This window comes from Methylotenera mobilis 13 (genome assembly GCF_000384255.1).
GTDB classification, from domain to species: Bacteria; Pseudomonadota; Gammaproteobacteria; order Burkholderiales; family Methylophilaceae; genus Methylotenera; species Methylotenera mobilis_B.
In genome coordinates, this window is the sequence record NZ_KB913035.1 from 1,360,131 (window position 1) to 1,374,117 (window position 13,987).

Below are 13,987 nucleotides of genomic sequence, written 5' to 3' on the forward strand. Positions count from 1 at the left end.
AGTTGTTAAGTAGGCATAATAAATTTAGAAATCGGGGTTAACAATGGCATTAAATCTTGCAGCGATAAAAAGCCTGCCACCACAAATGGGATCTTTGATAGGTGGTTTCTTTAGTAATGTTAAAGAAAAAATTTCTAATTTATCTGTTTCTAAGAAAAGTACAGATGATTCAACAGGCATTAGTGCCGGTTACCGCCAGCTTTTCTTGCAGATTGTGGCGTTTATTTTGTTTGCCTTGTTGAGCTTCTGGGTAATTAACCAAGTTCGCGTTAATGGCCCTATTTATAACATACTAGATACTTATGAAAAACTGACTGCGGACACTAATCCTCCGCCAATGTTTCCACTAGATGCGTTCGCGTCATATAACGAGGCTTATGTTGCATCTACCAGTTTTAATAATCAAAAGCGTGATAATGCCTTAGCAAATGCGGCAAAAAGTGAGGCCTTGTTCAAGGAGCGCTCTGAGTATTGGCGTAAAAATTTAAATAATGAAAAATTAGCAGCGCCTTTGGAGGCTGTGATTAGTGCTGGCGAGAACTTTTTTGAAGTAGCTAATAAGCGTTATATTCCAGCTTTGCCATTGGGCACAGTTGCAGCTTCAGCACCACTGCTAGACTTAACAGCAGCTTTTGAGTCATCTAAACAAGCAGGTAACACTTTTACGTTAGCGATTGCTAAAGAAAACAAGGCGTTGATTGAGTCACAAACTAGATTTATTCAGTTTGTATTGATTGGCCTGTTGTTGCTAGGTTTGGTCTTGCTTACTTTGATGTATTTTTTTGGTAAAAAACAAACAGTACAATCCATGACTTTGACGACTCAGCTCGCGAAAGAGGGCCAAGAAAACCAAGAGGCCGTATTACAATTGCTAGATGAGATGGGTGACTTAGCTGATGGTGACTTAACAGTAAAAGCGGAAGTACGTGACAATATTGCAGGTGCGATTGCCGACTCTATTAACTATACAATTGATAGTTTGCGAGACCTTGTTGTTGAGATTAACCGTGCAACTGAGCAAGTGACTTCTGCGACTTCTGTCGCGCAAGGAACTTCAGAGCAGTTGCTGACTGCGGCGGAGACACAGGCGTCACAAATTACACAAACTACACAAGCTGTTAACGATATGACGCGCTCTATCTTGCAAGTGTCTAGTAACGCGGAACAAGCTTCTCAGGTGGCGCAACGTTCATTAGAAGCGGCTATTCAAGGTTCGCAAGCGGTACAGAATACTATTTCAGGGATGAATGAGATTCGTACTCAGATTCAAGAAACTTCTAAACGTATTAAACGTTTGGGCGAAAGCTCACAAGAGATTAGTGAGATTGTTGAGCTGATTTCAGACATTACTGAACAAACTAACATTCTCGCGTTGAATGCTGCTATTCAGGCAGCGTCTGCGGGTGAAGCTGGTCGTGGTTTTACAGTGGTTGCAGAGGAGGTTCAACGCTTGGCGGAACGTTCATCTGAAGCGACCAAACAGATTAGTGCAATTGTGAAAACGATTCAGACAGATACGCATGGTGCGGTGGCGGCGATGGAGAAAAGTACCGAGGGTGTAGTTGAGGGGGCGCGTGTTGCAGATGCTGCCGGGCAGGCACTGAATGAGATTGAGTCTGTTACTACTAATCTTGCACGATTGATTCAATCTATTTCTGCTGCAACTAGTGCGCAAACGGAGTCTGCCACTACCGTTGCAAATAACATGCAGATGATTCAAGAAATTACGACTCAGACCACAGAAGGTACAAAACTTACGGCTGAGTCAGTGGGGCAGCTCACATCGTTGGCAGAGGAATTACGTGATTCAGTGGCTGGTTTTAAACTCTAGACATTTAGTATCTACGCGGAAGTTTAATTTTTAGCATAAGACACATAAAACGCCATGAAAAACTACAAACTGAAAATGGAAGTAAATAATGCCTGAAGCATTTGATACTGGCCCATTGTCTTGGGTTAAAGATGAAATTGATCAGTCGCTGAAAAAAGTGCTGGAAAGCTTTAACGAGGTTAATCAAACCCCAAGTGAGTTTGCTAGCTTAAGATTTACTATTGCCCATTTATACCAAGTGAGTGGTGCACTTGATATGGTAGGTTTGGAAGGGTGTAAACGTTATTGCCATGAGTTAGAAAAGTTAGCAGATAGTTTAGCGAAACAGTTGATTCCAGTGACTCAAGAGGTAATGGAGTCTCTCATTGTTGCGGTTGAGGCCTTGTCTAAATATTTGCAAGATCTGCTTAATGGTGAGCCCGATCAACCAATCAGGCTATACAAGCCACTCAAACCTATCGTTGAGGCACAAGGGGAAGCATTAGATGAGAGTGAGTTATTTTTCCCTGATGTAGATAGTAGCGCGCCAAAAAGCCTACCGAGTAACCCGATTGAAGAGTCATCTATCCCAATTTTTGTATCAGAGCAAAGAGCGGCATTTCAAAAATCTTTATTGGATTGGTTGCGCACAAAAGATCCTGTAGCGCTGGATGGCATGCGTACAGCTGTGATTAAAGTTCAAGAGGTCCAATCTAGAAACGCCCCGAAAACACTCTGGTGGACAGCTTCGGCGTTTACTGATGCCTTAGCACAAGAAAAAGTCGCAGAAAATCCAGGTGCCAAAAAACTTTGCAGTAAATTAGATAGGCAATTACGCAATGTAGCGATGGGTGATGCGAAAGTGCCATCCCGGCTACTACGCGATTTACTTTACTATGTTGCCATCAGTGACAGAAGTACTGAAACTATTTCTGCTGTTAAAAATACGTTTGAATTAGACGCTGCTTTGCCTTCTGAAACTCAAGTGGTAGAAGCTACTAGCTCAAATGCGGCAGAACAGGCAGCATTAGCACAGCTGGTTGCTGACATTCCTACATTGAAAGACTTATGGGCTAGCATTAGTTTAAGTGATGTATTGGTTAGCGCTAATGACTTAGCTGCACTAGTAAGTAAATTTGAACATATTCAGAACACTGTTCAGCAAGGTATTAATCATGGAGGCGTTGTTAATTTATTTAATGCAACGCATCAAACTGTAGCTACCTTGCAAAATGATGTTGCTAAGTTAAATGATGCTTCATTTATTGAGGTTGCAGCCTCATTGAATTTGCTTGAGTCAAGTTGCGACCATTATCATCAGTTAGATGCTGAGGCTGGTCAAAAAATTACTACGCAAATTTCACGTCTAAATGCAGTCATGCATGGAGAGGCGTTGACACCAGCAGTTGATGCCTTTGCGACGACTCAACATGATGCTTCTTTAGTTGAGGCTGTTGCTAAACAAGTGCTGGCAGCATTGGCAATTGTAGAAAAATCGTTGGATACTTTCTTTAGAAATCCAGAAAGTATCAGTGAGTTAGGTGAAGCCAGTAAATCTTTACAACAAATCTCAGCAGCATTTGATATGTTGGAAATGTCTGTGCCGAAATCCATCGCGCAGTTAAGTGGCGCTTTTGTGGACCACTTTAGAGATAACAACAATCAAACCAGTAAAAATAACAAAGATCAACAATCAGTTTTTGAGCTAATTGCTGAAAACTTGAGTATGTTAGGTTTGTACGCAGAAGAGTTGCCTCATGTTCACGCAGAGTCTGAGCATGCTTTGTCCGAGGCTTTGTTGCGTTTAGAGCAAGCAGCTGCTTCATTAGGGCTGAGTGTCGCTAATGATGTGTTAGCCGTTGATCTCTCTTCAATAGATTTGAATTTAACTGATGATGAGGCGGCGGTGACGTCCATTCAGCCAGCTATCACACCTGTACTAGAAATTGAGCGTGTTGTAGATGAAGTGACTGATCAGGCGTTTGATGCTGAGCTTCTTGATATTTTCTTAACCGAGGCGGAGGAAGTGCTCGCGTCATTGGCCCAAAATCTACAAGCCTTACGCGTTAATGCAACAGACAGCGAAGCTTTTGTTGAGGTGCGAAGGGCGTACCATACCCTCAAAGGTAGTGGGCGTACAGTTGGGCTGTTAGGCATGGGTGAAGTAGCATGGGCTGTAGAAAATCTGCTTAATATTGTCTTAGATCGCAAAACGTTTCCTACGCCAGCAATTTTAGCTTTTGTTGAAAAAGTCAGTGCTGAGTTTGCAACGTGGGTAGCCATGTTGCAGCAGCACCAGAAAGTGAGTTTAACGCCGGCTCCATTCCAGCAGCAAGCAATTGAATTAGCATCTGAGCTTGAACAAGCATTAGCTAGCACTCAGCCTAAAGTGCAAAAAGAAGAAGTGTTAATTGGCGGCACACGTAAATTAAGCAAAGCATTCTTCAATATCTTTTTAGGAGAGGCTCAGCAACACTTGCAAGCCCTTGTCGATGCGCAGTCCATGTTAGTCGTTGATTCTGCTGAATTACCTACACCAGAGAGTTGCCGTGCAGCACATACGTTAGGTAGTAACGCATTGACTGCAGGATTTAAGGCAATAGGTGACTTAGCTCGTGCTTTAGAGCACTGGTTAGATGAACATCACAGTGTTTGGACATCTCAACACATTTCTCTTTATGGCAATGTGGTTAAGGCCTTAGCGGATGGTTTGGAAAAAGCAAAAGCATTAAAAAACCCGAGGTCTTCACGTGCGTTGATTGTTGCGCTGAGTGAATCAACGGCTGCAATGCAAGCTTCTGCGGCACAATTAGCAGAAGCAGCTGTGTTAGAGGTCGAAAAAGCTGAGAATTCTAAGAAAAAATCAAAAACAAGGTCTAAAGCCAAAGCGAGTCAGATAACACCAATCATTGATGAAGAACATGTTCCTGAGCAAGCTAAAGAGTTAGCAGAGTTGGTAATTGATGGCGATGCTTTATTAGCTGCGGAACAGGCATTGCAGCGTAAAGATGCCATCGTTAATGATGAGTTGCTTGCCTTGTTTGTTGAAGAAGCTCGTGAGTTGATTCCTCAAATTGGCAAAGATTTAAGAGGTTGGCGCACTAATCCAAAAGAAGCTGAATATCCCGACTCATTGCAACGTGCGTTACATACCTTAAAAGGTAGTGCGCGTATGGCAGGGCAGGCGGTAATTGGTGATAGCGTACATGGAATGGAAGACCATGTGATTCGTGCATTGAGACATCAAGTAACGTCCGATGATTTTGATGCCATGTTTCTTGAGTTCGACCGTATTGGCTACATGTTAGAAGATATTGTTGGTGATATGGGGTTGGCTAAAAATTCGCCCACTCAAGCTAAAACAGCCACACCAAAATCCACAAGGCAGAGCGAGCGTAAAACGCAATTCTTGCGTATGCGCGCTGATGTATTAGATAGGCTGATTAATGAAGCGGGTGAGGTTTCTATCATGCGTTCTCGCATGGACAGGGAAATGCAAAACTTCAAGCAGTCATCCACTGATTTGACTGATAGTATTAGCAGATTGCGTAGCTATCTACGCGAGTTGGAGATTGAAGCGGAAACGCAGTTGCAATCCCGCATGAGTTTGCTGCAAGAGGCGAATGAGACATTTGACCCATTAGAGTTTGACCGATTTACGCGCTTACAAGAGCTTACCCGTATGATGGCGGAGAGTGTAAACGACGTGGCGACCATTCAGCATGGTTTGCTACTGAATCTCGATCAAACCGATGCCGCATTGCAACAACAGAACCGCATGAATCGTGAATTGCAACAAGGTTTGATGAGCGTCCGTATGTTGCCGTTTTCAACTATTTCTGAGCGTTTGCAGCGTATCGTACGCCAAACAGCTAGAGAGTTGAATAAACGCGTTGAAATGACTATCGAAGGCGAAACTATTGAGCTCGATCGTGGTGTGTTGGACAAAATGGGCGCACCATTAGAGCATCTGTTACGTAACGCTGTTGCACATGGGCTTGAGTCAGCGGCTGAGCGTGTGAAGCTAGGTAAATCTGAGGTAGGCCATATTAGGCTGAAAGTAAGCTTAGAAAATGATGAGATTACACTCGTTATTACGGATGACGGTGCTGGCGTTAATCTAGCTAAAGTGAAACAAAAGGCGATAGAAAAGGGTTTATTTAGTGCTGATCAGGAAGTATCTGACCAAGCGTTGATGACCATTATTTTTGAGCCAGGATTTTCTACTGCGGATACCGTGTCTCAGATTGCAGGGCGCGGTGTAGGGTTAGATGCTGTGCGTAGTGATATTGCAGCTTTAGGTGGACGTATTGATGTCAGCAATGCATCAGGCTTGGGTGCAATGTTCAATATTTATTTGCCTGTGACGTTGTCTGTTGCGCAAGTGGTGCTTGCCCGTGTTGGTAATCAAACTTATGCGATTCCATCTGTGATGGTTGAGCAGGTACAAAAGCTTAAATCAATTGATTTGAGTGATGCCTATAACGCAAATAAGATTACTTGGGCAGGCAGAGAGTACCCGTTACATTTCTTGTCAAAACTAGTTGGTGATGTTGATCACGTTGCGCAAGCGCATACTTATACGCCTGTCGTTTTGTTACGCAGTGGTGCTTATCGTACGGCGTTGCATGTGGATGAGTTGATTGGTAACCAAGAGGTGGTGATGAAGCCTATGGGAACCCAATTAGCACACGTGCCAGGTATGATTGGCGCAACCGTAATGGGCGATGGTGCTATTATTCTGGTGATTAACCCAGTGTTGCTGGCAAACAGGGAAGCGTTATCTAGCGGTGCAATCAAAGTCACCAATGTGGCGCCCGTGGTTGAACAGCTGAAGAAAGTTGCATTGGTTGTTGATGACTCACTTACTATGCGTAAAGTACTTTCTCGCGTACTAGAGCGTGATGGATTTGAAGTTGTTACGGCCAATGATGGTATGGATGCGATTCAAAAACTGCAGCAAATATCTCCTGCCATTATTTTGACCGATATCGAAATGCCACGTATGGATGGCTTTGAGTTCTCGCGTTATGTGAGGGATAACGAACTGACTTCTCGTACACCTTTAATTATTATTAGCTCACGTACGGCAGAGAAACATCGTAATGTGGCAACTGAAATTGGCGTCGATGCTTTCTTAGGTAAGCCAGTACAAGATGATGTGTTGATTGAGCAAGTCCACGCTTTACTGCATCATTAAAAATCGCATTATTGATAGCGGCTAGCGTGGCACGGATGGTTATTAACTCCACGCTAGTTCCACTGCAGTTGTGGACTAACTAGTTATTAAAAGTGATTTTTTAGCAAGTGCTCAATGTAACATTTAGCACAATTTATTTATCGTTTTTAGTGGCGACATTGCTTACAACGATACCCATCAATAAGGTAAAATTGCCTTATGCTACAAACGACACCAACCCCTTCAGTTTCTCCTAGTTTTGTCCATTTGCGTTGCCACAGCGAGTATTCTATTGTTGATGGCATTGTGCGAATTGATGACTACGTCAAGCAGGCGGTGAGTGACCAAATGCCAGCGCTTGCATTAACTGATTTAAGTAACTTGTTTGGTGCAATCAAATTTTATAAAACAGCTCGGGGTAAAGGTGTTAAGCCTATTATTGGCTGTGATATTTGGCTTGAAAATGAGGATAACCGAGAGCAACCTTCACGTTTATTGTTGCTGTGTCAGTCTCATGCCGGATACTTAAATTTATGTCATTTGTTAAGTCGTGCTTACTTAACCAATCAATATCGTGGTCGTGCGGAATTCAAACGCGCTTGGTTTGCAGAGGCTGGTACTGAGGGGTTGCTACTATTATCTGGAGGCCTTGCTGGCGATGTGGGTCAAGCCTGTACGCAGGGTAATTTGGGGCTAGCTAAAAAGCTTGCCAACCAATGGCAACAATTATTTCCAGAACGATTTTATTTAGAAGTGCAGCGCATCGCCACTGATGCAAGCAAAGCAACCGAAGAGCAGTATATTCAGCATGTACGTCATATTGCACATGAGCTAAGCTTACCAATTGTTGCTACACATCCCATACAATTTTCTACGCCAGATGATTACCGTGCACACGAGGCAAGAACGTGTATTGCAGAAGGCTATGTGCTTGCAGATAAAAGGCGTCCGCAGAACTTCACTACCGAGCAGTACTTTAAAAGGCAGGCAGATATTGCAGCACTTTTTGCTGATATGCCAGAAGCACTTAGCAATAGTGTGGAAATTGCCAAGCGTTGCAATTTAAACCTCACATTGGGTAAAAATTACTTACCTCAGTTTCCAACCCCTAATAATGAAAGCTTGAATGATTATTTAATTTCAGAAGCGCGTTTAGGGTTAGCAAAGCGATTAGAAGTGCTATTCCCAGATGAGCAAATTCGCGCTAGCAAACAAGATGCCTACTCAGCAAGGTTGGACTTTGAAACTAATGTGATTAACCAGATGGGTTTCGCTGGTTATTTCTTAATCGTCGCTGACTTCATTAACTGGGCCAAAAATAATGGCGTACCGGTAGGGCCAGGTCGGGGTTCTGGTGCGGGCTCTGTCGTTGCGTATAGTTTAGGCATTACTGACCTAGATCCACTAGAGTATAACTTACTGTTCGAGCGGTTCTTAAATCCCGACCGCGTTTCCATGCCTGACTTTGATATCGACTTCTGTCAGGAAGGTCGCGACCGTGTGATTGACTACGTGAAACAGAAGTATGGGATTGATGCTGTTTCACAGATCGCCACCTTCGGTACCATGGCGGCAAAGGCCGTGATTCGCGATGTTGGGCGCGTATTGGATTTGCCCTTTAACTTTGTAGATGGCATTGCAAAACTAATTCCGCTAGAACTTGGCATTACACTGTCTGATGCTTTAGAAAAAGAGCCACAATTGGCAGAGCGTCGTGAGAGTGAAGAGGAGGTCAAAGAGCTTCTTGAACTTGCGCTAAGACTAGAAGGTTTAGTACGTAATATCGGTATGCATGCGGGCGGTGTGTTAATTTCTCCCAGTAAGATTGCAGATTTCTCACCAGTGTATTGTCAGCCTGACGGTGCAAGTTTGGTTAGCCAGTATGATAAAGATGACGTTGAAGCTGTAGGGCTGGTTAAGTTCGACTTTTTAGGATTACGTACCCTTACCATCTTAGATATGGCATTGGAAAATGCCAATAAACAGCGTGCTGGTAACAATTTACCGCCATTATCATTTGAAACCTTGCCTATTAACGATAAGCCAACGTTTCAACTATTAAAAACTGCCAATACGACAGCCGTATTCCAGCTAGAGTCACGTGGCATGAAAGACATGCTTAAACAGGCGATGCCAGATTGCTTTGAAGATATTATCGCCTTGGTAGCATTGTATCGTCCGGGTCCGATGGATTTGATTCCTGATTACTGCCGACGTAAGCACGGTAAGCAGCGTGTAGAGTACCCGCATCCGCTGACTGAGCCGATTTTGAAAGAAACCTACGGGATTGCGGTTTACCAAGAGCAGGTGATGCAGATTGCACAGGTGGTGGCGGGTTATAGTCTGGGTGGTGCGGACTTGCTGCGTCGTGCGATGGGTAAAAAGAAAAAAGAAGAGATGGATGCCCAGCGTAAGATATTTACTGAGGGTGCAACCAAAAACAACATGACTGAGCAACAGGCCAGTGATTTGTTTGACTTGCTTGAAAAGTTTGCAGGGTATGGTTTTAATAAGTCTCACGCTGCAGCCTACGCGCTCGTTGCTTACCATACGGCTTTTCTTAAAACACATTACCCGGCAGCGTTCTTAGCAGCGACGATGTCTGCCGACATGAATAACACAGACAGTGTTCACATATTTTATGATGATTGTGCGCCGAATCAGGTTGAGGTATTGCCACCTGATGTCAATGAAAGTGAATTCAAATTTAAGCCTATTAGTAAGAACCAAATCTTGTATGGTTTGGGTGCAGTGAAAGGCACAGGTGCTGCCGCGATTGATGTGATTTTAGAAGCGCGTAGAAAAGATGGCCCATTTACGAGCTTATTTGATTTTTGCAGCCGTTTAGATTTACGTAAGGTGAATAGGCGCGTTATTGAGTCTCTGATTAGAGCCGGTGCATTTGATAAACTTGAGCCTAATCGACATGCATTATTAGCAGGGGTTGCTTTAGCGATTAGTGCGGCTGAGCAAACGAATGCCAATAGTAATCAGAATAGTTTGTTTGGTGAGGCATCTGACCAATCTGTACATGTATTACCTAGCGTTTCACCGTGGCCTGAGCAACAGCGCTTGCAGGAAGAAAAGGCAGCGCTTGGCTTTTATTTTAGCGGCCATCCATATTGGTCATATCAGAAAGATTTAAGCCAGTTCATCAGTACAACGTTGGCAAATTTAGCGCCTAAAGATCAGCCTCAGCTATTGGCCGGGATTGTTTCAGGTGTGCGTAATCGTATGACTGCGCGCGGTAAAATGGCAATAGTGGGTTTGGATGATGGCACAACCAGAATTGAAGTGGTGGTTGGCAATGATTTATTGAATCAATCGCAACAACTGTTAAAAGATGACCAGTTGGTGATTGTGGAAGGCCGAGTGAGTCACGATGAATTTTCTGGTGGTGTTCGTGTGAATGCTAGAAAGCTATATGACCTTTCTGCATTGAGAAATAGCCGCGCCAGCTTTTTAAAAATCATGTGTAATGGTCAATCTGATGCGCTTAAATTAAAGACACTATTAAAGCCTTATTGTGTCAGCGCTTCAGATGAATACCGTGGATGCCCGATTAAAATTGAGTACCATAATCAAACCAGTAAAGTCGAACTCATGCTAGGTAATGATTGGCGAGTGGATTTACATGATGAGCTGATTATGAGTTTAACCGAATGGTTGAGTAAGAATAACGTAAAAATCCTATATAATTAGCGCATTGTGGATATTGCGATATCAGTGGTCTGAAAGCCTCTGAGATTTAACGGTTTTATGCAAACTTAGCGATTCTTTAATGTGTTTGCTAAGCATGCAGACATACACCTAGCAAGATAAATAGGCATAATTGAATCAGATAATTTGAGACAAAATACAACGATATGAAAATTACTTATTTAGATTTCGAACAGCCAATCGCTCAATTAGAAGCGAAAATCGAGAGTCTGCGTTCATCACATGATGATCACGATAACTTAGATATCTCAAAAGAACTGACAGCATTGGAAAAGAAAAACAAAAAATTGTCTGAAGATATTTATGGCAACCTAACTGCTTGGCAGATTTCTCAGTTGGCACGTCATCCACAGCGTCCGTACACATTGGACTATATTCAGGCTCTATTTACAGATTTTGAAGAGTTGCATGGCGACCGTGCATTCTCTGACGACCCTGCGATTGTCGGTGGTATTGCTAGGTTTGAAGGCCAGCCAGTGATGGTGATTGGGCATCAAAAGGGCCGAGATATCAAAGAGCGTCAATACCGTAACTTTGGTATGCCACGTCCTGAAGGGTATCGCAAGGCTTTGCGTTTATTCCGCTTAGCGGAAAAATTCAATATACCAATCATCACGCTCATTGATACCCCAGGTGCATATCCTGGTATTGGTGCAGAAGAGCGTGGACAATCTGAAGCCATTGCACGTAACTTGTACGTCATGGCTGAGCTTAAAACACCTATTATCGGCGTGATTATTGGCGAAGGTGGTTCTGGTGGTGCGTTGGCCTTGGGTGTTGTTGATCAGCTATTGATGTTGCAATATGGCACTTACTCAGTGATTTCACCAGAAGGCTGCGCTTCTATTTTATACAAGAGTGCAGACAAAGCTTCTATCGCCGCTGAAGCGCTTGCCATTACTGCGGATAAACTGAAAGCATTGGGGTTGGTCGATAAAATCGTACCTGAGCCGATGGGCGGTGCACATCGTGCACCAGAAGAAATGATGGCGTCATTAAGAGCAGCGCTCAAAGAAGAGTTGACTCGCTATAAATCTAAATCAATTAAAACATTATTAGTGAGCCGTTATGAGCGCTTAATGAGCTATGGTAAATTCAAAGAAGTTGCTGAAAAGTAACGCTTCTATCAAAAGGGCTGGTAAGCAAGTGTTAGCAAGCCAGCCTGTTTCAAGTGAACTTCACCCCTTACTATCCGAACTACATTCTTTTTTTACTCAACACTTAACTGCTGATGAAAGCTCATTAGCATCATCGCCAGTATCTAAGCTGTTGCTGGCACTAAGTGGTGGTTTAGACTCTTCAGTATTGTTACATTTATTGGTTTCGCTGAAGCCTATCCTTCGGTTTGAGCTACACGCCTTACATGTGCATCATGGATTAAGTCCTAATGCAGATGCTTGGGCTGCGTTGTGTATGGAGCAGTGTCAGTCACTGGATGTGCCAATTAGAGTGGTGCAGGTTAATGTGGATCAATCCAGTAAGTTAGGTATTGAAGCAGAGGCACGTCAAATGCGCTATCAGGCATTATTTGATGAAAGACTATCTATACAAGCAGATTTTATTGTGACGGCGCATCATCAAGATGATCAGGCAGAAACATTCATTCTGCAGCTGATGCGAGGAGCAGGGGTGAAGGGGCTTAGCAGTATGGCTGAGGTAGATCGTATACGTAGCTTGATTAGGCCATTACTGAGAGTCTCTCGGCAAGCGCTATACGATTACGCTATTCAGAATGAGCTTCAGTGGTGTGATGATGAAAGTAATGACAATACACAATATGAGCGTAATTTTGTGCGTCATGATGTCATGCCTATTTTGCAGGCACGTTACCCGAGTGTGAAATCGGTAATATCAAGAACCGCATCACATCTAGCTGAGGCCAATGCTTTGTTGAATACATTAGCAGAAATAGATGCACAAACTTTGGTGGAGAATGACAGTGTTTGTTTGCAGGGCTTAAGTCAGTTAAGTAACTCGCGTGCTAAGAATCTATTGCGTTGGTGGTTTGCTCAACACTATCTTTCGATGCCTACATCCGATCATTTGGCTGAAATGTTACAGCAGTTATTGAACGCTAAGCCAGATGCTGAACTAAGTATAAAAATTCAGCATTACACACTAAGACGCTATCAGCAAAGAGCTTATCTTTCTATTGAGCAAATCAATGAGCCGTTTGATTTGGTCTGGAATGGTGAAAATGAACTTATTGTACCGAATGGTGGAAAGTTGATTTTCAGGCAAGTTGAGGGCTCAGGATTGGCGCTTAAATTTGGTATGACCAGGCTGAGAATTACTAACCGTAGTGGCGGTGAGCGATTTAAACCAGATGTATTAAGACCAACCAGAACACTTAAACATCTATTACAGGCCGCCAATATCCCACCATGGCAGCGGGATCATTTGCCGTTGATATACTGGCAAGATACTTTAGCATGCGTCCCAGGTGTCGGTGTAGCACATGAGCTAAGAGCATCTAAAAATGAGTTAGGCTTAGACATTACTTGGCAAGCACTAGGCACTTAATATATAAGTCGTCATACATCACTTTTTGATGCAATCAATACTAGATGTTGTTGTGAAGAGTGAAGGTCAAGCGCAGATGTTTTTAGTCATGAATGATAGCTATTAGTGCTATTTCTTAAGTAGCATCTTGAGTTTAGACCAAATATTATCTAGTACTAGTGGTTGAGCAATCGCGTTAGGGTGGAGACCGTCATCTTGAATTAGGTTCGTCTTTGCAGCGATGTTTTCTAGCATAAACGGTACAAGCGGAATTTGGTGCTCTTGGCTGAGTTTTAGGTAGCTCTGGCTAAATAGCTTTGTATATTGAGGGCCATAGTTTGGTGGAATTTTCATCCCCACGAGCAATATCTTCGCACCAGATTTTTTACCTTCTTGAATAATCGTGTTTAAATTAGCGATCATTGATTCGATAGGTAGTCCACGCAGACCATCATTTGCGCCAAGTTCTAAAATGATAATATTAGGCTTTATTTGGCTGAGGGAGTTACGAATACGGCTTGCTCCGCCACTGGTTGTTTCGCCGCTAATGCTCGCGTTGACGACATCATATTGATAATGTTCTGAGACTAGTTTTTGTTGCAGTAACGATGCCCATCCTTTTTGCTGCGGGATACCATAGGCTGCCGATAAACTATCACCATAAATCATTATTTTTGGATTTTCTGCATAAGCGGGTACCGACCATGCAACGAAACTCGAGAAAAACAAACTAAGCAATAAGGTTTTTAATACTAACAATAAACGGAACAACATGA

General features: G+C 43.1%; 6 protein-coding genes. 5 read left to right on the plus strand and 1 reads right to left on the minus strand.

Annotation, left to right across the window (positions count from 1 at the left end):
- Positions 1-43 precede the first annotated feature (43 nt).
- From A391_RS0106515 to tilS, 5 genes are all read left to right on the plus strand, one after another.
- Positions 44-1,831: a methyl-accepting chemotaxis protein gene (locus A391_RS0106515; protein WP_019898230.1), complete on the plus strand. Its 1,788-nt coding sequence runs from the start codon at positions 44-46 to the stop codon at positions 1,829-1,831.
- An 88-nt stretch (positions 1,832-1,919) separates the two neighbouring features.
- Positions 1,920-7,010 carry an Hpt domain-containing protein gene (locus A391_RS0106520; RefSeq protein ID WP_019898232.1) on the plus strand — a complete coding sequence of 1,697 codons (5,091 nt, stop codon included), beginning with the start codon at positions 1,920-1,922 and terminating at the stop codon, positions 7,008-7,010.
- A gap of 198 nt (positions 7,011-7,208) precedes the next feature.
- On the plus strand, positions 7,209-10,691 hold the full coding sequence (dnaE, locus tag A391_RS0106525; RefSeq protein ID WP_019898233.1) for a DNA polymerase III subunit alpha: 3,483 nt from the start codon (positions 7,209-7,211) through the stop codon (positions 10,689-10,691).
- A 164-nt stretch (positions 10,692-10,855) separates the two neighbouring features.
- A complete protein-coding gene (locus A391_RS0106530) occupies positions 10,856-11,827 on the plus strand; it encodes an acetyl-CoA carboxylase carboxyltransferase subunit alpha (protein ID WP_019898236.1) in 972 nt (323 codons plus the stop codon).
- Positions 11,796-13,232, plus strand: a complete 1,437-nt coding sequence (gene tilS / locus A391_RS0106535) for a tRNA lysidine(34) synthetase TilS (protein ID WP_019898237.1) — start codon at positions 11,796-11,798, stop codon at positions 13,230-13,232. Before A391_RS0106530 ends, tilS begins: the two co-directional genes overlap by 32 nt.
- Positions 13,233-13,340: 108 nt before the next feature.
- Here tilS and A391_RS0106540 read toward each other — a convergent pair whose 3' ends face one another.
- A complete protein-coding gene (locus A391_RS0106540) occupies positions 13,341-13,985 on the minus strand; it encodes an arylesterase (RefSeq protein ID WP_019898238.1) in 645 nt (214 codons plus the stop codon).
- Between the last annotated feature and the right edge of the window lie 2 nt (positions 13,986-13,987).

Coding starts and splice junctions, on each gene's coding strand:
- A391_RS0106515 (WP_019898230.1), top strand. CDS start 44: ATGGCATTAAATCTTGCAGCGATAAAAAGCCTGCCACCACAAATGGGA.
- A391_RS0106520 (WP_019898232.1), top strand. CDS start 1,920: ATGCCTGAAGCATTTGATACTGGCCCATTGTCTTGGGTTAAAGATGAA.
- dnaE (WP_019898233.1), top strand. CDS start 7,209: ATGCTACAAACGACACCAACCCCTTCAGTTTCTCCTAGTTTTGTCCAT.
- A391_RS0106530 (WP_019898236.1), top strand. CDS start 10,856: ATGAAAATTACTTATTTAGATTTCGAACAGCCAATCGCTCAATTAGAA.
- tilS (WP_019898237.1), top strand. CDS start 11,796: ATGGTAAATTCAAAGAAGTTGCTGAAAAGTAACGCTTCTATCAAAAGG.
- A391_RS0106540 (WP_019898238.1), bottom strand. CDS start 13,985: ATGTTGTTCCGTTTATTGTTAGTATTAAAAACCTTATTGCTTAGTTTG.